17 protein-coding genes are annotated in these 18260 nt (G+C 56.5%); 7 read left to right on the forward strand and 10 right to left on the reverse strand.

Translation table 11 applies throughout. The features are described 5' to 3' along the window. Window positions 1–117 precede the first annotated feature (117 nt). Together GQS_RS04460 and GQS_RS04465 are read right to left on the reverse strand one after the other, a co-directional pair. The gene (locus GQS_RS04460) at window positions 118–801 is read right to left on the reverse strand and encodes a Ribonuclease P protein component 3 (RefSeq protein WP_014012477.1); all 684 of its coding nucleotides are present in this window, start codon (window positions 799–801) and stop codon (window positions 118–120) included. Then, window positions 798–1253 (reverse strand): RNA-binding protein, encoded by a 456-nt coding sequence (locus GQS_RS04465; RefSeq protein ID WP_014012478.1) that lies wholly within the window; start codon window positions 1251–1253, stop codon window positions 798–800. The genes GQS_RS04460 and GQS_RS04465 overlap by 4 nt, the downstream gene beginning before the upstream one ends. A 104-nt stretch (window positions 1254–1357) precedes the next feature. Between GQS_RS04465 and GQS_RS04470 the strand changes: the two genes are divergently transcribed. Together GQS_RS04470 and GQS_RS04475 are read left to right on the forward strand one after the other, a co-directional pair. After that, the gene (locus tag GQS_RS04470; RefSeq protein WP_014012479.1) at window positions 1358–1588 is read left to right on the forward strand and encodes an AbrB/MazE/SpoVT family DNA-binding domain-containing protein; all 231 of its coding nucleotides are present in this window, start codon (window positions 1358–1360) and stop codon (window positions 1586–1588) included. Between the two features lies 1 nt (window position 1589). Then, on the forward strand, window positions 1590–1958 hold the full coding sequence (locus GQS_RS04475) for a PIN domain-containing protein (RefSeq protein WP_014012480.1): 369 nt from the start codon (window positions 1590–1592) through the stop codon (window positions 1956–1958). A gap of 6 nt (window positions 1959–1964) precedes the next feature. Here the strand turns inward: GQS_RS04475 and GQS_RS04480 are convergent, their stop codons facing one another. From GQS_RS04480 to GQS_RS04490, 3 genes are all read right to left on the reverse strand, one after another. Beyond that, a complete protein-coding gene (locus GQS_RS04480; RefSeq protein WP_014012481.1) occupies window positions 1965–2825 on the reverse strand; it encodes a hypothetical protein in 861 nt (286 codons plus the stop codon). 6 nt (window positions 2826–2831) lie between these two features. Then, on the reverse strand, window positions 2832–3398 hold the full coding sequence (locus tag GQS_RS04485; protein ID WP_014012482.1) for a hypothetical protein: 567 nt from the start codon (window positions 3396–3398) through the stop codon (window positions 2832–2834). A 260-nt stretch (window positions 3399–3658) separates the two neighbouring features. Further along, window positions 3659–4243: a 50S ribosomal protein L15e gene (locus GQS_RS04490; RefSeq protein WP_014012483.1), complete on the reverse strand. Its 585-nt coding sequence runs from the start codon at window positions 4241–4243 to the stop codon at window positions 3659–3661. 127 nt (window positions 4244–4370) lie between these two features. Here GQS_RS04490 and GQS_RS04495 point away from each other — a divergent pair, with 127 nt between their 5' ends. Continuing rightward, window positions 4371–5441 carry a Xaa-Pro peptidase family protein gene (locus tag GQS_RS04495; RefSeq protein WP_014012484.1) on the forward strand — a complete coding sequence of 357 codons (1071 nt, stop codon included), beginning with the start codon at window positions 4371–4373 and terminating at the stop codon, window positions 5439–5441. 13 nt (window positions 5442–5454) lie between these two features. On the opposite strand, the gene GQS_RS04500 is transcribed toward GQS_RS04495, so the two are convergent. Then, a complete protein-coding gene (locus tag GQS_RS04500; protein ID WP_014012485.1) occupies window positions 5455–6471 on the reverse strand; it encodes a DUF835 domain-containing protein in 1017 nt (338 codons plus the stop codon). Between the two features lie 232 nt (window positions 6472–6703). On the opposite strand from GQS_RS04500, the gene leuS reads away from it, so the two are divergent. Beyond that, window positions 6704–9604, forward strand: a complete 2901-nt coding sequence (gene leuS, locus GQS_RS04505) for a leucine--tRNA ligase (RefSeq protein ID WP_014012486.1) — start codon at window positions 6704–6706, stop codon at window positions 9602–9604. Window positions 9605–9851: 247 nt separating this feature from the next. Here the strand turns inward: leuS and GQS_RS04510 are convergent, their stop codons facing one another. The 4 genes from GQS_RS04510 to fni all read right to left on the reverse strand — a co-directional run bounded on the left by GQS_RS04510 (window position 9852) and on the right by fni (window position 15175). Next, window positions 9852–11414, reverse strand: coding sequence for an MFS transporter (locus tag GQS_RS04510; protein WP_014012488.1), 1563 nt, complete (start codon window positions 11412–11414; stop codon window positions 9852–9854). 91 nt (window positions 11415–11505) lie between these two features. Beyond that, entirely contained in the window at window positions 11506–12537 is a 1032-nt protein-coding gene (locus GQS_RS04515; protein WP_014012489.1) for a polyprenyl synthetase family protein, read from the reverse strand. Window positions 12538–12604: 67 nt separating this feature from the next. Continuing rightward, window positions 12605–13939 carry an RNase J family beta-CASP ribonuclease gene (locus tag GQS_RS04520; protein ID WP_014012490.1) on the reverse strand — a complete coding sequence of 445 codons (1335 nt, stop codon included), beginning with the start codon at window positions 13937–13939 and terminating at the stop codon, window positions 12605–12607. A 117-nt stretch (window positions 13940–14056) separates the two neighbouring features. Further along, window positions 14057–15175 carry a type 2 isopentenyl-diphosphate Delta-isomerase gene (gene fni, locus GQS_RS04525; RefSeq protein ID WP_014012491.1) on the reverse strand — a complete coding sequence of 373 codons (1119 nt, stop codon included), beginning with the start codon at window positions 15173–15175 and terminating at the stop codon, window positions 14057–14059. Window positions 15176–15316: 141 nt separating this feature from the next. Here fni and GQS_RS04530 point away from each other — a divergent pair, with 141 nt between their 5' ends. From GQS_RS04530 to GQS_RS04540, 3 genes are read left to right on the forward strand one after another with little or no spacing between them, the layout of a single operon-like run. Then, a complete protein-coding gene (locus GQS_RS04530) occupies window positions 15317–17251 on the forward strand; it encodes an aldehyde ferredoxin oxidoreductase family protein (RefSeq protein WP_014012492.1) in 1935 nt (644 codons plus the stop codon). Continuing rightward, complete coding sequence (locus tag GQS_RS04535; protein ID WP_014012493.1) at window positions 17252–17809, forward strand: 4Fe-4S dicluster domain-containing protein; 558 nt, start codon at window positions 17252–17254, stop codon at window positions 17807–17809. Then, the gene (locus tag GQS_RS04540; RefSeq protein WP_014012494.1) at window positions 17809–18258 is read left to right on the forward strand and encodes a 4Fe-4S dicluster domain-containing protein; all 450 of its coding nucleotides are present in this window, start codon (window positions 17809–17811) and stop codon (window positions 18256–18258) included. Before GQS_RS04535 ends, GQS_RS04540 begins: the two co-directional genes overlap by 1 nt. Window positions 18259–18260 lie beyond the last annotated feature (2 nt).

The following is an 18260-nucleotide window of genomic DNA, read 5'->3' on the forward strand; positions in this document are numbered from 1 at the left end:
ATCCTGTCCAATCTCAGCGGCCTCCGTTTGTTTGACTTGCAGGGCTACGAGAGCTACCTCAATGGAAGCTCGAAGACTACGAACCGGAGCACTTTCCGGCGCTTGGGGGTTAACCCCTCAAACTTTTTTCAAAAGCCTCCGGGGATAGAAGTTCAGGCTCGCTCTCGCCCTTGGGGCGTCCATGCCTATGTTTCTCCCGAGACTCATCAGATCCCCGGGCCCGCGAACCTCCCACCTCGTCTCCGCGGAGCTCGTGATGAACCTCGGCACGCCGTATTTGTCCACCAGCTGCCAGGTCTTCGTCATGAAGCGAAGTATCTGAACCCTCTCGTAGGGGCCCGCGGAGAGCAGGGGCGCCAGGGAGAATCCTATGGCAACTCCCCTCCTGGCGGCCATTCCCGCGAGGGTGTGGTCGAATCCCGGATCCTTCCTCCCGAGCCAGGGGCTTATGAGGGCATCAACACCGTTCTCAATGGCGAGACGGTTCACCCTCATATCGCCGCCCTGAACGTAGAGGAGGGCACGGAGGTTCCTCTTCTTCACCTCCTTTATCAGACCCGGCCTGTTTGTAACGAGCAGGAGGGCGACCTTTTCGTACCGCTCGCGGAGGAACCTGAGCTCATCCTTGAGCTCGCCCCAGTCGGGGGGACCATCGAGAACGAGCTTCTTCGTGAAGACGACCTCATCAAACCACTCACTGGCCAGCTCGTAGGCCTCCTCGCTTCTGACGTCCATCTCAACAAAATAGTCGCGGGAGAAGGATACCTCCTCCCCGTCCCCAAGGGGCGTCCCGACGCTCATTCCTCCAGCCACTCCCTCACGGCTTTCACAACGGCTTCCTTCTTCATCGGGAAGGCCTTGACCTTTATCCTGACCTGCACCACGTCCGGCCCCTCGTCTATCTCCGGCTCGCCGAGGTAGGCCTTCTGCTTGTTGAAGCGGATGTAGAAGGTTCCCTCCTCGTCGACCTTCTCATCAAGGTGGTCCAGGAGGTAGCGCCTGTCCTCCTCGCTCAGGAGCTCCTTGAAGTAGTCAATGAACTTCCTGACGGCCTTGCTCCGCTTTATCTCCACGTTGACGACCTTGATGGGGTTGCCGAAGAAGCCCGTGGTCTCGTCTATGTCGAAGATGACATCCTCATCGTCTATCTCCTCGGGGATGAACGTCCCTATCGCCTCGAGAACCTTGTCCTCGTCCTCGGTGGCGTGGATGAACGTGGTAATCCTGATGTGATGCGCCCTTATCTTTGCCATCGCTCTCACCGGGGTTGATTCGACGCCGTGCTTTAAAAGGTAACCCACAAAACTGTTAGGCAACAATTATAAACTTGTCCCACTAAAATGATATTGGTGGGAAAATGCTGGCGAAAGTGGATTCGAAGGGAAGGTTGTACCTCCCCAAGGAGCTGAGAAAGGACCTCCCACGAGAGGTTTACCTCGTGAGGGTCGAGGACGGTATCCTCATAATCCCCAAGCCGGAGGATCCCCTAAAGGAGCTCGAAGAACTGGGGAAGAAGCTCCCCGCCTTAACGCTCGAAGAGCTAAAGAGGGAGATAATAAAGGAAGCCGAAAAGCTCGCAGGTGAGTGAGATGGTCTACGCCGATACCGATTTCTTCCTCGCCCTCCTGAAGCCCAACGACTGGCTTAAGGACAACGCCAAGAGAATCTACGAGAGGTATAAGGGAGACATAACTACATCAGAAACAACCTTCATAGAGCTCCTTCTCCTCGCCAAGAGGTTCAATCTTGACCCGGTAAGGATCACCGCCGCGGTGATGGCCATAACAGGAATAGAAGACGACCTCTACCTGAGGGCGGCGTACTACATGAAGGAGCACAACCTCAACCCCTTCGATGCCTTTCAGGCCGCCCACTGTGGGGGAACGATAATCAGCTCGGACAAGGCCTTCGACAGGGTGGGGATCAAGAGGATAAAGCTCGAAAGTCCAGAAAAATAGAGAGAATTAGCCCTCGGGGGCACACGCTTCTCCAATCTGGACGTAAAAATACTCTGGACCGGGAAGGGAAATGGTCCTGCTGCCGACCTTAAACGTGAACTTCGGCTTCAGGTAAAACCCATCAACATCCCCACTGACGCCCATGTAGACCGCCACGACCGCCGAGGAACCCGGTGAGATGACGCCCGTCCTGACCTGACTCCAGGGGACTTCATCTGGCACGTCCGTAATGCTGTCAGTATAGAAAACCCAAAAACCAATGGGCGACACTCCAGGAATCCTATAAGAGACGTTAAGAAGCTCAATCGGTACGTCTAAGCCGTTCCTTACCATGACAGTATATACCACCGTGCTCGGCTCGCCCTCGTGGAAGTAAACCGTGCCCCTACTCCTGTCGCCGAAGGTTATTTCCGTGATGTTCACTGCAGGAGCGGTTTCAACGGTGAATTTGCTCAGTTTTAGTTTACCAGTAAATGTCTCCCCCCGACGCGTAAATAGCGTGAGCCTTATTTCTCCCCCCTCCCTGGAGGGGCCGCCGACCTTCAGAGGGATTCTCAATGGAAAACGTCCCCTAACTACATCGACAAGGGAATCAGGAGAGCTGGTATCATACTCCACCCGTCCCCTTTCAAGAGAGAGGTGCTCAAGATAGGAAGCCTCAACGGTCACGTTCCCCGAAGCGTTTCCGCAGATGTACACCGGCAACTCAAACGTGGAGCCTGAAACGGTGTAAACGTAGCCCCTGTATTCTTCTGGCCTGAGGTTCAGCGGCCTGGAAGGTGAACTTGTATTGAGCGACGCTTTTCCCACACCCACTAAGAGGACAAGGAAAAGGAGAAGGATAAAAGCCACATACGGTTTCTTCAAGGTTAATCACCCCTCAAGAGGTGTTGTTGTAGGCCTGCATTCCAGGGATAGCTGATACTTAGTGTACGCTACCGCCGTGTTGCCGGTCCACACATAGTAGGTACCGCCCTTAGGATTCCAGTATACCTCGTACTCCTTCTGGATAACCTTCTTGACGGGAATTGATTTCCTAACGTAAAAATACAGAGTCTTCCCCTGCTCCACGTTGGCGGTACAGGTGGTATGTCTGCACACTTCACTTCCAATGGACTCGCCTATCTCAGCCTCGAGTACAACGGCATCAACTTTTAATGAGCCAGAGACTGAGACACTTATACACCTGGTAGCCGTGTGAGATATGGAACACGAAGACAGCCCCGGATCATCACATCGCATTACTGCGTCCAGTTCATAAGGAGTCACCTGCAGGTAGTAGAATGTTATTGAGTCTATTTTCCAGACCCTTTCCCCAGTGGGGACAGATTGGGGAAGAGGCCCCCCATATTCCCACGAGGAGATAGCGCTAACGCTTCCTACTGTCACTCCAACCATCAGCAGTCCAAGCAGGACTGCCATCAACGGCTTCCACTTCAAGCAGTTCACCTCCACAGGTTGCTTTCGCTATGTGAAGTGCAACTAACCCTTATAAATTTTTCCTAGCACTATAAGTAAATATTATTATTTTTTCTTTCCAAGTATAATTTTTTCCAGAGCCGGGTCATACTCATAGAATGGTTGAAAAGAAGCCCGAGTAAAAGAGTTGCATGACGATGCAACGGGTTAGAATGAGAACCCGGGAGAGGCTTCAACCGGACTTTAAACTACCGAGGTAGAATTAAAAGAACAGAAGGGCATCACTTGCCCTTGCCCTTGTTGGCCCTTATGCTGGGCCTGACCTTCTCGGCGCCCTTGCCCTTGTTCCTCAGGCCGCGGCTCTTCCTGCCGGCGCTGGTGAGTCCGCGGAAGACCCTACCCTTGTGGGCCTTTCCGGCTATCCAGTTGATCTTGGGGTCAGCCTTGATGACCGGGTGGTGCGGGTCGACCATTATGACCTCAAACCACCTGTACATTCCGTCCTCGCCGACCCAGTAGCTGTTGAGGACCTCGAGGTTCGGGAACTTGCGAGCGGCCTTCTCCTCGGCTATCCACTGGAGGCTCTTCTTCGGGCTGTACTTGACCATACCCATCTTGCTCGGCTTCCTTCCGCCCTTCCACCTGGGCCTCTTCCTTCCGCCCTTCCTGACGCGAACGCGGACGATAACGTAGCCCTGCTTGGCCTGGTAGCCGAGGCTCCTGGCCCTGTCGAGCCTGGTCGGCCTCTCGGCGCGGACGACGACCGGCTCACGGCGCCACTTTATCATCCTGACCTTGAGAAGGTCGCCAACGTAGCTCTTCTTCGGGCTCTTCCAGGCTTCCCTAATGTACTTGTACATGCTCATCTCGTTCACCTCTTCCATGTTTGTGGTTCTCCCTTACGGGAACATCCCGCGGGTTTGCCCCGCCTAGTCGGTCGAGGTTCGAGGTTGAGTTTTTAAGGGTTGCGGAATAATGGATAGAGGTGATGAAATGCGGCTCAGCAACCTGGTTTCCCTCATGAAAGAAAGGAACTTCGACGGTGCCCTGATCAGTCCCGGGACCAATCTCTACTATCTCACGGGCCTCCACATCCACGAGGCTGGTGAGAGGCTCACCGTTCTGGTTGTGAGCGCCGACGGTGACTACCGGCTCCTGGCCCCGAGCCTCTACGAGAACGTGGTCAGGAACTTCCCGGTGACGTTCTGGCGCGACGGGGAGAACCCCTACGACAAGCTCGCCTGGATCCTGGCGGAGTTCCACCTGTCGGGCGGGAGGCTTCTCATAGAGGACACGATGCGCGCCGACTGGCTCATGAAAGTCATCCGCCTCGGCAGCTTCGAGTTCCACCCCCTGAGCTCGCTCATGAGGGAGCTCCGCATGAGAAAGGACAAGCACGAGATAGAGATGATGGGACACGCCGCCAAGGCAGCGGACAGGGTCTTTAACGAGATTCTGAGCTGGGATTTGCTCGGCATGCGCGAGCGGGAGCTGGCTCTGAGGATAGAGCTGGCAATAAGGGAGTTCAGCGATGGGATTTCATTCGAGCCGATAGTGGCGGGCGGTGAGAACGCCGCCAACCCCCACCACGCGCCCGGAGACAGGAGGCTCAGGAAGGGCGACATGGTGATACTCGACTACGGGGCGAAGTGGAAGGGCTACTGCTCGGACATCACGAGGACAATCGCCATTGGGCGGCCGGACGAGAGGCTGGTGGAGATTTACGAAGTCGTCAAAGAGGCACAGGAGAGGGCATACCGGGCCGTCCGTGAAGGTGTTCTCGCGAGGGAGGTTGACAAGGCCGCGAGGGAGACGATAGCGAAAGCAGGCTACGGTGAATACTTCACCCACAGGACGGGACACGGCCTTGGCTTGGACGTCCACGAAGAGCCCTACATCGGTCCGGACGGAAACGTGGCCCTGGAGAACGGCATGACCTTCACCATAGAACCCGGAATCTACGTTCCGGGTCTGGGCGGTGTTCGCATAGAGGACGACGTCGTCGTTCACGATGGAAGAGGAAAGAGGCTGACGAGGGCGGAGAGGGAGCTAATAACTCTCTAATGCCTTCGTTCCTTTAAATCTTTTCATCGCTCAGCTTTTCAATGAGCCGTCTCGTCTGTTCATCTACTGACTCACCAACTACCACGAAGACAACGCCCCCATTAACTATGGCGTGGTCCCTAATGTCGCCAAGGAACTTTAAAACGGCGAGTCTGTCGTTGTAGAGGAACAGAAAGTCAAGGCAGTCCAGCACCACGAGTCCCCGGGACCCACTCTTTCTGGCCTCGACCAGATACTGGACTATGATATGCCTAAGCCGTTCAAGGGCAGTTGGCGGTATCGAGTTCTCAAAGGGAACCGAGGATAATCTAAAAACTGACCAACTCTCGGGGAACTCCCCTTCCCCACGGGTGAGGAGCAGGATTGGAGAATTATGATATTTATTGAGGAGAGGCTTAAGCTTTCTCTCCTCAACGAGCACGAGCCCCGTCGTTTCGACTTCGGGAACGCTCCCGCCCTTGAAGAGCCTTAGCCCCATAACCCTAATCGTTGCGAGGGCAAACACAGTGATTCCAAAGGCCATCAAGGAGAAACTAAAAGGGGTTCCCTGAATAACCTTGTATAACATCAGGACGACTCCTATTGGAATGATGGAGAGCGGTAGAATCGCCCTTTTGAAGGCAACATAGGCGATGTAAGCAGTTATGAGAAGCATCACCCCGGAGTCTCCTGCAATTCCCCCCACACAGACCGGAGGATTAACCCCAGCGTAGTTGATAACGCGGTAGAGAATGTGGGAGGTTGGTATGAGCATATACATCCACAGGAGCCTCGTGATTTGGGGGTTGAACTCAACGGCATTCAGAACAATATACAGAGAAATTGAGAGGGCGAAGGGATACGTCAGCACTTCACGCAAGGAAACAGGAACACCAGCAACCCTAAGAACCGCGTGAAGGGCCAGAAAAATCCAGCCCGCAGCTGCGAAGGGGTAGAACCTCCCCGAATCGCGACATTTCAGGATGAAAAGGGCTGAGATTGTGAGGCTCAGTGAGGCCATGACAATACCGAGCACTTCGCTTATGTTCATTGAATGCGCCCCCCATGTAGCGTCTTTCAAGGGGTACAAAACGTTTGCGATTCTACCCAATTCCTTCTATCAAAAACCTTAAATACCCAAAGCCGTTACTCGCTCTGATGCCAATGAGGGGGGAGTGTCTTCTCCATCGCTGGAATCGCAACCGTGCCTGATTTCCCGAATAGCCCCCCTATTCTGGAGTATCGCTCACGCTCTTTTGAAAAAATTCTGAGGAGGTATAGCCATGGCTGAGCTTAACTTCAAGGCCATTGAGGAGAAGTGGCAGAAGCGCTGGCTGGAAGAGAAGGCCTTCGAACCAAAGGCAAATGAGAAACCAAAGGAGAAGAAGTTCTACATCACGGTCGCCTTCCCGTACCTCTCGGGACACCTCCACGTCGGCCACGCAAGAACCTACACGATTCCCGACGTCATAGCGCGCTTCAAGCGCATGCAGGGCTACAACGTCCTCTTTCCGATGGCGTGGCACATCACCGGTGCGCCGATAGTCGGAATCGCCGAGAGGATAAAGCACCGCGACCCCAAGACGATACACATCTACCGCGACGTCTACAAGGTTCCGGAGGATATTCTCTGGAAGTTCGAGGATCCCAAGGAGATAGTCAACTACTTCATGAAGGCCGCGAAGGAAACCTTCATCAGGGCTGGCTTCTCCGTCGACTGGACGCGCGAATTCCACACGACGAGCCTCTTCCCGCCCTTCAGCAAGTTCATAGAGTGGCAGTTCTGGACGCTCAAGGACAAGGGACTGGTCGTTAAGGGTGCCCACAGGGTCAGGTGGGACCCGGTCGTCGGAACGCCCCTCGGTGACCATGACATAATGGAAGGAGAGGACGTTCAAATACTGGACTACGTCATCATCAAGTTCATCCTCGAGGAGGACGGCGAGGAAATCTACCTTCCAGCGGCGACGCTGAGGCCGGAGACGGTTTACGGCGTCACCAACATGTGGCTGAACCCCGAGGCAACCTACGTCAAGGCGAAGGTCAAGCGGGGCGATAAAGTTGAGACGTGGATAATCAGCAAGGAGGCCGCCTACAAGCTCTCCTTCCAGGACAGGGAGATTGAGGTTCTGGAGGAGTTCAAGGGCGAGAGGCTGATAGGCAAATACGTGAAGAACCCGGTCACCGGCGATGCGGTCATCATCCTGCCTGCGGAGTTCGTTGACCCGGACAACGCGACCGGAGTCGTCATGAGCGTCCCGGCCCACGCTCCCTTCGACCACGTTGCCCTCGAAGACCTCAAGAAGGAAACCGAAATTCTGCTCAAATACGACATAGACCCGAGAATCGTTGAGGAGATAAGCTACATCTCACTGATCAAGCTCGAGGGTTACGGCGACTTCCCGGCGGTTGAAGAGGCTGAGAAACTCGGCGTGCAGAGCCAGAAGGACGTTGAGACTCTCGAAGAGGCGACGAAGAACATCTACAAGGCCGAGTACCACAAGGGAGTCTTCAAGATAGAGCCCTACGCCGGCAAGTCCGTCCAGGAGGCCAAAGACCTCATAGCCAAGGAGCTCCAGGAGACGGGCATAGCCGAGATAATGTACGAGTTCGCCGAGAAGCCGGTGATAAGCCGCTTCGGCAACCAGGCGGTCATCAAGATAATCCACGACCAGTGGTTCATAGACTACGGAAACCCCGAGTGGAAGGAGAAGGCGAGGGAAGCGCTGGCGGAGATGACGATCTACCCCGAGAGCAGAAGGGCCCAGTTCGAGGCGGTGATAGACTGGCTTGACAAGAAGGCCTGCGCGAGGAAAGTCGGCCTTGGAACGCCGCTCCCGTGGGACCCCGACTGGGTCATCGAGAGCCTGAGCGACTCGACCATCTACATGGCCTACTACACGATAAGCAGGCACATGAACAGGCTCCGCGAAGAGGGCAGGCTCGACCCGGAGAAGCTCACGAGGGAGTTCTTCGACTACCTGTTCCTGGAGGAGTTCAGCGAGGAGCGCGAGAAGGAACTCGAAGAGAAGACCGGAATCCCGGCCGAGATGATCCGCGAGATGAAGGAGGAGTTCGAGTACTGGTATCCGCTCGACTGGCGCTGTTCCGCCAAAGACCTCATCCCGAACCACCTGACGTTCTTCATCTTCAACCACACGGCGATTTTCAGGAAGGAGCACTGGCCGAAGGGCATAGCCGTCAACGGCTTCGGAACGCTCGAGGGCACCAAGATGAGCAAGAGCAAGGGCAACGTGCTGAACTTCATAGATGCAATCGAGGAGAACGGTGCCGATGTGGTGAGGCTCTACATAATGGGATTAGCGGAACACGACAGCGACTTCGACTGGCGCAGGAAGGAAGTCGGAAAGCTCCGCAGGCAGGTTGAGAGGTTCTACGAGCTGATAAGCGAGTTCGCAGGCTATGAAGCGGAGGAGACCGAGCTTAAGGACATTGATAAGTGGATGCTGCACCGTCTGAATAAAGCCATCGAGGGGGCAACCCAGGCTCTCGAGGAGTTCAGGACGAGAACTGCCGTGCAGTGGGCGTTCTACAGCGTACTCAACGACCTGCGCTGGTACATGAGGAGAACCGAGGGAAGAGATGATGCCGCCAAGCGCTTCGTCCTTAGAAAGCTCGCCGAGGTCTGGGTCAGGCTGATGGCGCCATTTACACCGCACATCAGCGAGGAGCTCTGGGAGAAGCTGGGCGGAGAGGGCTTCGTGAGCCTGGCGAAGTGGCCGGAGCCGGTCGAAGAGTGGTGGAACGAGACCATCGAGGCCGAGGAGGAGTTCGTCAAGTCCCTCATCGAGGACATCAAGGAGATCATCCGCGTGGCAAAGATAGAGGACGCCAAGAGGGCCTACGTCTACACCGCCCCGGAGTGGAAGTGGCGCGTTGTCGAGGTCGTCGCGGAGAAGAGGGACTTCAAGGCAGCTATGTCAGAGCTCATGAAGGATCCGGAGATGAGGAAGCGCGGCAAGGAGATAAGCAAGCTGATACAGAGGCTCATCAAGGAGAGGGCCTTCGACGTCAAGCGCATAGACGAGGAGAAAGCCCTGAGGGAAGCCAAGGACTTCATGGAGAAAGAGCTCGGTATCGAGATAATCATCAACCCGGAAGAGGACAGGGGTGGAAAGAAGAAGGCCGCGATGCCGCTGAAGCCGGCGGTGTTTGTGGAGTGAGCTCCTCACTTCTCTTTTTATTCTGTTCAAAGGATACAAAAGGAGTTAAGGCCGCCAATATTTGACCCAGAGACCAAAGAGGATCGCCCCAAAGAAGAGCGCTAAACTTGTCCACATCTGTTTTTTGGCGTCATCACTTCGCAAACCATTTATCCCGACTATCACAGAATAAAGAAGAAAGGCGAGACCAACGAGGGCACCCGTTACGTCTGCCCCCATACCACATCACCCGTTAATGTTAGCTACTCTACTCCTTTCCCTCCGGTTCTTTCACCGCTTCTGGTTCCGGAACGGCCCCGGCCTTCTCCCCCCTCGGCAGGAGGAACGACAGCAACGCGCTGATGACCAGCACGCCCATCATGAAAATTATCGCGACCTTCATCGTGTCTATGAAGGAGTTGTTCACGATTTGGAGCACCGCGTCGTGGTACTCGGGCGGAATGTTGAGTTCCCCTTGCTGCATCTTGATTATCCACTGAATCACGGCCTCCTTTATCTGCTCCTTGCTTCCCTCGAAGAGGCCGGACTCGTAAATCTGCCGGGTTATGCTGTGGATAACACCGAGAACCAGGACCGCACCGATGAATGCCGTCCCAAGGGACAGGCCAAACTGCTTCTGGGCGTTGAATATTCCCGAGGCGTCCGCCTGCTGCTCCGGCTTTGCCCCCATCATAGCGAGGTTGGTTATCTGGGAGAATATCAGGCCAAAGCCAGTGCCGTAGAGGGCGAGGCCGATGGCGAAGTCAGAACCTTCCACGCCGGGCTTCAGGACGCGCAGGACGAGGTAAAGACCGAGGAAGGTTAGAACTATGCCAAGCTGGATTATCTGCTTCGGAGTGAGGTACTTCGCGAACCTCTGCCCGCTCAGGGAGAAGATGAACATCATTATCGAGAGAGGGACTATAACGAAGCCCGTCTCGATGGCGTTGTAGTGGAGATACTGCTGGACGAAGACCGGAACGGTGAACATTATGCCCGCGAGGGTTATCTGGAAGAAGATGCTGACAAGATTTGCAACGGTGAAGACCTTCGACTTGAAGATGTCCACGTCGATGAGGACGTCCTCTCCCCGCTCCTTGCGCTTCTTCTCGTACTTCCAGAAGGCCGCCAGAACGACCAAGCCGGCGACCATGAGGAGAAGAACCGGCGGGTTCGACAGCGGGTCCATTATGAGGACCGAGAGAGTCAGCAGGAACAGACCAACGCCAACGAGTGCCGCTCCGATAACGTCAAGCGTTATCCGCTTCTCAGGTTTATAGTCGGAGAGTATCTTCATGTAGGCGAATATCCCCGCGGCGATGAAGGCTTCCATGAAGAAGCCGAGACGCCAGGTGATGTAGGTCGTGAAGAAACCGCCAATAATCGGGCCGAAGGCTGCCGCCGCTCCGCCGACGCCTCCCCAGACGCCGAAGGCGAAGGCCCTGTCCTTGCCGGTGTAAGCCTTGGTGATGTACGTAACCGTTGCGGGCATCATCATCGAGGCGCCGATGCCCTCGAGGATGGACCATCCGAGAAGAAGAACGGCAAGGTTTGGAGCGAAGGCGGCCATCAGCGTTCCAACGGTGTATATGACCAGCCCTCTGAAGAAAACCTTCTTTGTTCCCCAAATGTCCGCGAGCTTCGCACCGGTTATCATGAACGCCGCCATCACGAGGGCGTAGAGCGTTATCGCACCCTGGACGCCGGAGACGGTCGTGTTCAAATCCGCGACGAGGGCGCTTATAGAAACGTTCATCATCGTCGTGTCGATGAACATTATGAAGAGCGCCGCGCTCATTATGATGAGAACTCCCCACTTAGACTGTCCCATACTGTTCACCAGAGAATAATTAGGGGGAGCGATGTTAAAAGATTTTGTATGAGAACCCATTGGTGAGGGAATCAAAGGAGAGGGGTCAGGATCAGAACTCCCTCTCCACTAAGAACTCGGCGAGCAGCTCCAGGTCCTTCCTGGCCTCGCTCTCCGGAAGAACCTTTAGGGCCTCGTTTGCCTCCTTCACGAGATCCTTGGCGTACTGAGCGGCGTAGTCTATGCTCCCGTACTTCCTGAGGAGCTCGATGGCCCTCTCAACCTCCTCCTTGACCTTCTCATCGTGAATGAGCGCGTCGCCCTTTGCATCGCCCGCGTACTTGCCGAAGACCTTCAGGAACTCGGCCTTGTCCTCCTCGCTCGCGTGGTCGAAGAAGTGGCTGACTATCAGCGTCTTCTTGCCCTTCCTTATGTCGCTGCCGACGGGCTTTCCGAGCTTCTCCTCGTCGGCGATGAGGTCGAGCACGTCGTCCCATATCTGGAAGGCTATGCCCACGTTCATTCCCCACTTGGCGAGAGCTTTGATGTACTCCTCGTTGTCCGTCCCGACTATCGCGCCTATCTCCGCAGAGCCCTCGAAGAGCGCCCCGGTCTTGCCGCTTATCATCTTGAGGTACTCCTCGACGGTTACCTCATCCCTCGTTTCGAACTCTATGTCGAGGGCCTGTCCCTCGCAGAGCATGTTGGAGGTTCTAACGAGGACGTCGAGGATTCTCGCCTTCTTCTCGGGGCTGACCTCCGCTTTGGCTATCGCCTCGAAGGCCTTGCTGAAGAGCAGGTCACCTGCCAGAATTGCCATGTTGACGCCCCAGAGCTTGTGGACGGTCGGCCTTCCACGCCTGAGCTCGTCCATGTCCATTATGTCATCGTGAACCAGCGAGTAGTTGTGGATGAACTCGACGGCGGCTGCCGGATAGAGGGCCTTTCTCGGATCGCCTCCCACCGCCTCGGCGGCACGGAGAACTACGAACGGCCTGACGCGCTTTCCACCGGCGAGCGGATAGTGTCTGGATGCGTCGTAGAGGTTCTTCGGCTCCTTCTCAGGGATGAGCTCGAATATAGCCGCGTCAACGTCCTTCGCCATCTCTTTAACCCTTGCGAACAGCTCATCGTACTTCCCCATTATATCACCCCGTGAGCGATGAAAGCAATCTAAAGGAAAAATAGGGCAACTCTTTATCAGTTTTACCCTACCTTATCTCGACCAGGTAGCCGTTCCGCGACACGAAGACGTCCCTGCCTATCAGGTAGCCCTCCTCCTCGGCCAGCTCCGCGTAGTGGGTGAGCATCCTGAACTCACCGTGGGCGGGAACGATGTTCTCAGGGTTCAGCATTCTGATGAGGTAGCGGTGGTCCTCCCTGCTGGCGTGGCCAGAAACGTGGAGGTCCTTTATCATCCTGACGTTCTTCATCTTGAGCTTCGTCTCAAGGACGTAGCGCTGGGCCTTGTTGAGTGGATTCGGTATCGTTCCAGCGGAGAAAACCACGGTGTCGCGCTTGCCGATGTCGTAGAGCTCGCCGTTTGCCATTCTGGTCAGGACCGCCCCGGGCTCGCCCTGATGGCCGGTGACCACGAGGAGGTAGTTCTCCCTCGCGCCCGAGACCTCCGCGAGAACCTTCCTTATGGCGTTGGGGCTCCTGACGGCGCGGGCGCCCTTCATTCGTATCAGCCCGAGCTGCTTGGCGATGCCGGTGTATTTGGCCAGAGAGCGGCCCACAAAGACAGCCTGCCTGCCCATCTTGTTGGCTATCCATATGAGTTCCTGGAGCCTTGGAATGTGGCTGGCGAAGGTAGTCGCTATCAGCCCGTCCGCCTCCATGCCCTCGTAGAGGAAGAAGTCCTCCAGGAGCATCTGGGCAACGGCCTCGCTCGGGGTTTTGGTCGGCTCGGAGACGCGCGTGGATTCAGGAATGAGAACCTTGACGCCCTCCTTACCGAGCTCCTTGAGGCGTTTGTAGTCCGGCCTCTCGCCGAGGGGATTGTTGTTGTCGAACTTGAAGTCGCCGGTGTGGACGACCGCGCCCTCGGGCGTGTGGACGACCACCATTGCCGCCTGCGGTATCGAATGGGTTATCTGGACGAACTCGATGGCCAGGTTCTCGCTGACCTGGACTATCTCGCCAAACCCGGTCTCGTACATGGGGTTCTTGACCTCGAAATACTGCTCGCTCTTGACCTCGCTCTTGGCGAGCTTTATTGTGTACGGCGTTCCGTATATGGGCACGTCGGGATAGTGGGGCGCGAGCTTGCCGATGGCGCCTATGTGGTCGAGGTGCCCGTGGGTGAAGGTTATCGCAACGACCTTCTTGTTCCTGAGAATGGAATCGTCCGGGATGGCGCCGAGCTTCTGGAGCTCCTTGGCCGGAAACTGCTGGATGTTGACGTCCTCGTGGATGAGAACGCGGTCGAGCCTTATTCCCATGTCGATTATGACGACCTCTTCCCTGCCGCCGTTGGAGTAGCCGACGGCGGTCATGTTCTTGCCGACTTCCTCGTAACCGCTAATGGTGTAGATTTTTATCATATCTATTCCTCCTTACGCCCCCAGGCCTCTCCTGAGGCGTGGGGCTGCGTTGGTCTTAGTTGTGGGCAGGGGTTTAAAAAGGTGTGCATTCCCGAGAACCGAAGAAGGGGATAAAAATCACCGGCTCCTCAGGTAAGCCGGCAGGTCGATCCTCTGCTCAAGCCACTCCCTCGTGAAGCCCGTAACCACGAGCGGAACCTTCCTGAGCTCCTCGACGTTCCTCGCCCCGACGAGGAACATGGCGTTCCTTATCTCCTCGATGTAGCGCTGGAGGACTTTGATTACTCCATCGACGTCGCCCTTCACGGCCGGCTTGAGGAGGGGCAGCGCAACGCCGGCGAACGTAGCACCCATCGCCAGAGCCTTCGCCATCGTTATCCCGTCGCGCATTCCGCCGGTGGCTATAATCGGCAGGTCGGTGGCGTAGCTAACCTCTGCGACGCTTATTGCAGTCTTAATTCCCCAGTCCCAGAACCTGAGGGCCATGTTTCTTCCTATCTCGTCTTTTGCTCTGTAGTACTCAACGCCGCTCCAGCTCGTCCCGCCAAGGCCGCCGACATCAATCGCGTCTATCCCGATGCTCTCAAGCCTCACCGCAACCTCCATAGAAACGCCGGCACCGGTTTCCTTCGCTATTATCGGGTAGGGGAACTCGGCCTTGAGCCCAGCTAAAGCATTAAGAACGCCCCTGTACTGGGTATCGCCCTCCGGCTGGACGCTCTCCTGGAGCGGGTTCATGTGTATCGCCAGAGCGTCTGCCTGAATGGTCTCGACGGCCTTCAAAGCCTCCTCAATACCGTACCTGCCGGGCATCGTCTCGGCGAACTGCGGTGCTCCAAGGTTGCCGACGAGGAAAACATCGGGCGCGACATCGCGGACGTAGTAGCTCTCCCAGGTTTCGGGCTTTCTAATCATGGCGCGCTGACTGCCGACACCCATTAGGATGTTCAGCTCCTGGGCGGCCTTCGCCAGGGTCTTGTTTATCTTGCCCGCCAGCTGGGAGCCCCTTGTCCCGCCGGTCATCCCGGCTATGAAAATGGGATAATCAAACTTCCTCCCGAGAAACTCGACGCTCAGGTCTATTTCCTCCTTGTCTATCTCGGGCAGGCTCATGTGGACGAAGTGGACGTCCTCAAAGCCGTTGGAAACGTGGGCCTGGACGTTTCTCTTCAAGCAGTGCTCGATGTGCTCAAACTTCCTGATGATCGTGAGTTCCTCCTTATCAAAAGCCTCCATTTCAACCACCGAAGAGAGAATGGAGCAGAAGGTTAAGAGGTTTTTGGAGCACGGCAGAATTTCTCAACCACCCAGGCAATGCTTATATACATCAACGTAGGACTTGGTATATTACGAGCCATTTAACGGAGGAATGAAAAAATGTCAACACCATCCGGGCCGAATGCGGGCAGTGTTCTAATCATCGACCTAACGAGGGAGAAGGTCGTCAAACGGGAAGTTTCGGCCGAGACCGTGAAGCGGTATCTCGGGGGAAGGGGGTTCAACTCAAAGGCCCTCTTCGACATGGTACCCGGGGGAATAGACCCGCTGAGCCCGGAGAACGTTCTCGCACTGGGCAACGGGACCTTCGCGGGAACGGCACTTCCGATGACGAGCAGGCTTCATATAAGCACCCTTTCGCCCCTCTCTGGCATCCTCGGAGACGGTAACGCCGGCGGCGAATTCTCGGCGATGCTGAAGTTCGCCGGCTACGAGCAGATAATCGTGACCGGGAGGGCCCAAAAACCGAAGTACGTGTTCATCGAGGACGACGAGGTGGAGATAAAGGACGCAGAGGAGCTCTGGGGCATGACCACCGGCGAGACCGTTGAGTGGCTGAGGGACAAGCACGGCGATGAGGTGAGCGTTGCGGGGATAGGGCCTGCCGGAGAGAACCTCGTGCGCTTCGCCACGACGATGGTGGACAAGTACCACTCCGGGGCGAGGGGAAGCGGCGCCGTGTGGGGCTCGAAGAACCTCAAGGCGATAGCGGTCATCGGGACGAAGGAGGTTGAGCCTGCTGACCCCGAGCGGTTCTACGAGATGGCCAAAGAAGATATCGACTACTTCAACCGCAACGAGTTCGTCAAGAGGATTTATTCAGTAATTGGAACCCACTACGGGCTGATACAGTGGTACCCGAGCTGGAAGTACTTCCAGGTTCCTCTCAGCGCGGAGGAGCTGCCGATCGGGTTAAGGCCGCAGGATCTGGCCGAGTACGAGGTCGGGAGAACCCAGTGCTTCTCCTGTCCTCTCGCCTGCAAGGACGTTTACTACCTGCCGAGCACGGGCGAATACGGCACCTCAAGCGAGTTCGAGTCGATATACGCCCTCGGGAGCAACAACTGCGTAACCGATACTGAGGCGATCCTGCGGATGGAGCACATGGCGGACGAGTACGGTATGGACGTGATGACGCTCGGAGACACGATAGCCCTCGCGAGGCTCCTCCACGAGAAGGGAATCCTGAGAGGGGAGGATGTGAAGGGCCTTTCGCTTGAGTGGGGAGATGCCGAGGGACAGATCCAGCTCATCGAGATGACCGCCTATAGGAAGGGCTTCGGGGACAAACTCGCCGAGGGCTACCGCAATTTTGCAAAGCTCTACGGAGAGGAGGCTTTAGCCTACTGCTACGACGTGAAGGGCGTGAACAGGGGCTGGTACGAGGTTGACTTCATCAACGGAATCTTCACCCTCTCCCACGCGACCTCGACGAGGGGGGCCGACCACCTGAGGGGACGCTCGTGGGCCTACTGGGAGAACGACAAGCTAATGGACATCGAGGCAGTTAAGGGGATGCTCAAAGCCGGCCTGCCCGACTACAGGAAGGACCCCGTCGGGGCGCTCATCTACGGCGAGAGGGCCTGTACCTTAGCCGATTCCCTCGGGAGATGCAAGGGCTCGATAAACAGCTGGCTCCAGGCGGTTCCGCTCGTCTGGAAGTATCCGGTCTTCAAGGGGACGGCGATGCTTCTGACGGCATTCACGGGTATAGAGTTCACAGAGAAGGACGTCATAGACGCGACCGACAGGATATACCTAACGGAGATGGCCTTCAACGTCAAGCAGGGGATCAAGAAGAAGCACTACGACGTCAAGTTCCCGCCCGAGTTCGCCGCGACGGAGAGGGCAAAGGCGCAGGTAAGGCGGCACTGGGGGCTCGTTGATGAGTACCTTGAAAGACGCGGGTGCGACGTGGAGACCGCCTATCCGAGGAGGGAAACGTTGGAAAGGCTCGGCATCGGCTACGTCGCAGATGAGATAGAGGGGAAGGAGTTTCCCGAGTGGGACGGCCCGGTAAGGGAGGTGGCCTGAATGTTCGTGCTGGCGGTTATCTACGAGAACTGCACCGGCTGCCACCTCTGCGAATTAGCATGCTCCTTCAAGCACCACAGCGTCTTCGACCTCTCGCTGTCGAGGATAACCATCCTCACCAAGCCCGAGGTACAGACATCGGTTCAGGTCTACTGCCTCCAGTGCCAGGATGCGGCCTGCGAGAGGGTCTGTCCAGTGGATGCGATAAGCAGGGACAAAAACGGGGCCTACATCATAAACTACGACCGCTGCATAGGCTGCAGGGAATGCGCCTACGCCTGTCCCTTCGGGGCGATAAGCTTTGAGATGGAGGCGAGGCCGATAAAGTGCGACCTCTGCGAGGGTGAGCCCGAGTGCGTGGCGGTTTGTCCACACGATGCCATAGTCTACATGGAGGAAAAGAAGGCCGTGAGGGAGCTGAAGAAGGCCAAAGCTGCCGGAGTTGCCTACGGACTCTACGGCGGGAAGGAGACGTCAGAACATCCAAGGAAAAAGGCGGAAGAGGCCGTTGAATACCTGCTGGAGCTCGTGGAGAAGAGCGGGGAGCTGGACGTCTGATGGAGTACCTTCTCCACGTTCTGACGGAGAAGTGCACCGGCTGCATGGACTGCGTCGAGGCGTGCCCGGTCGAGGACGGGATCAGGGTGATTCCCCTTCCCACCCTTCCGGGGCGATGGGACATCATAGTCTGCCGTCACTGCAACCCAGCACCCTGCGTCGAGGTCTGCGAGTTCGGGGCGCTCAGCGTTTCGGAGAACGGAGCTGTGACCCTGAACCAGTCCCTCTGCACCTCCTGCAAGGCCTGCACTGCGGTGTGTCCATTCGGCGCGGTCTTCCTAAGGCCCGACGGGACGATGGCGAAGTGCGACCTCTGCTCCGGAAGCCCAAGGTGCGTCGAGGCCTGTGAAGAGGGCGCCCTCCTCTACGAGAGGGTCGAGAGGAAGAGTGCCCTGATGAGGGAGAAACCTTCGGTGGTGGAGCTTCTCGAATTCAAGGGTCTGCGGTGAGA

This window comes from Thermococcus sp. 4557 (assembly GCF_000221185.1).
Taxonomy (GTDB): Archaea; Methanobacteriota_B; Thermococci; order Thermococcales; family Thermococcaceae; genus Thermococcus.

What these genes read in the sequence shown, in the direction of transcription:
- leuS (WP_014012486.1), top strand. Translation starts at nt 6,704, where the DNA reads ATGGCTGAGCTTAACTTCAAGGCCATTGAGGAGAAGTGGCAGAAGCGC.
- GQS_RS04470 (WP_014012479.1), top strand. Translation starts at nt 1,358, where the DNA reads ATGCTGGCGAAAGTGGATTCGAAGGGAAGGTTGTACCTCCCCAAGGAG.
- GQS_RS04535 (WP_014012493.1), top strand. Translation starts at nt 17,252, where the DNA reads ATGTTCGTGCTGGCGGTTATCTACGAGAACTGCACCGGCTGCCACCTC.
- GQS_RS04490 (WP_014012483.1), bottom strand. Translation starts at nt 4,243, where the DNA reads ATGAGCATGTACAAGTACATTAGGGAAGCCTGGAAGAGCCCGAAGAAG.
- GQS_RS04460 (WP_014012477.1), bottom strand. Translation starts at nt 801, where the DNA reads ATGAGCGTCGGGACGCCCCTTGGGGACGGGGAGGAGGTATCCTTCTCC.
- fni (WP_014012491.1), bottom strand. Translation starts at nt 15,175, where the DNA reads ATGGAGGCTTTTGATAAGGAGGAACTCACGATCATCAGGAAGTTTGAG.
- GQS_RS04540 (WP_014012494.1), top strand. Translation starts at nt 17,809, where the DNA reads ATGGAGTACCTTCTCCACGTTCTGACGGAGAAGTGCACCGGCTGCATG.
- GQS_RS04500 (WP_014012485.1), bottom strand. Translation starts at nt 6,471, where the DNA reads ATGAACATAAGCGAAGTGCTCGGTATTGTCATGGCCTCACTGAGCCTC.
- GQS_RS04520 (WP_014012490.1), bottom strand. Translation starts at nt 13,939, where the DNA reads ATGATAAAAATCTACACCATTAGCGGTTACGAGGAAGTCGGCAAGAAC.
- GQS_RS04515 (WP_014012489.1), bottom strand. Translation starts at nt 12,537, where the DNA reads ATGGGGAAGTACGATGAGCTGTTCGCAAGGGTTAAAGAGATGGCGAAG.
- GQS_RS04475 (WP_014012480.1), top strand. Translation starts at nt 1,590, where the DNA reads ATGGTCTACGCCGATACCGATTTCTTCCTCGCCCTCCTGAAGCCCAAC.
- GQS_RS04465 (WP_014012478.1), bottom strand. Translation starts at nt 1,253, where the DNA reads ATGGCAAAGATAAGGGCGCATCACATCAGGATTACCACGTTCATCCAC.
- GQS_RS04510 (WP_014012488.1), bottom strand. Translation starts at nt 11,414, where the DNA reads ATGGGACAGTCTAAGTGGGGAGTTCTCATCATAATGAGCGCGGCGCTC.
- GQS_RS04530 (WP_014012492.1), top strand. Translation starts at nt 15,317, where the DNA reads ATGTCAACACCATCCGGGCCGAATGCGGGCAGTGTTCTAATCATCGAC.
- GQS_RS04495 (WP_014012484.1), top strand. Translation starts at nt 4,371, where the DNA reads ATGCGGCTCAGCAACCTGGTTTCCCTCATGAAAGAAAGGAACTTCGAC.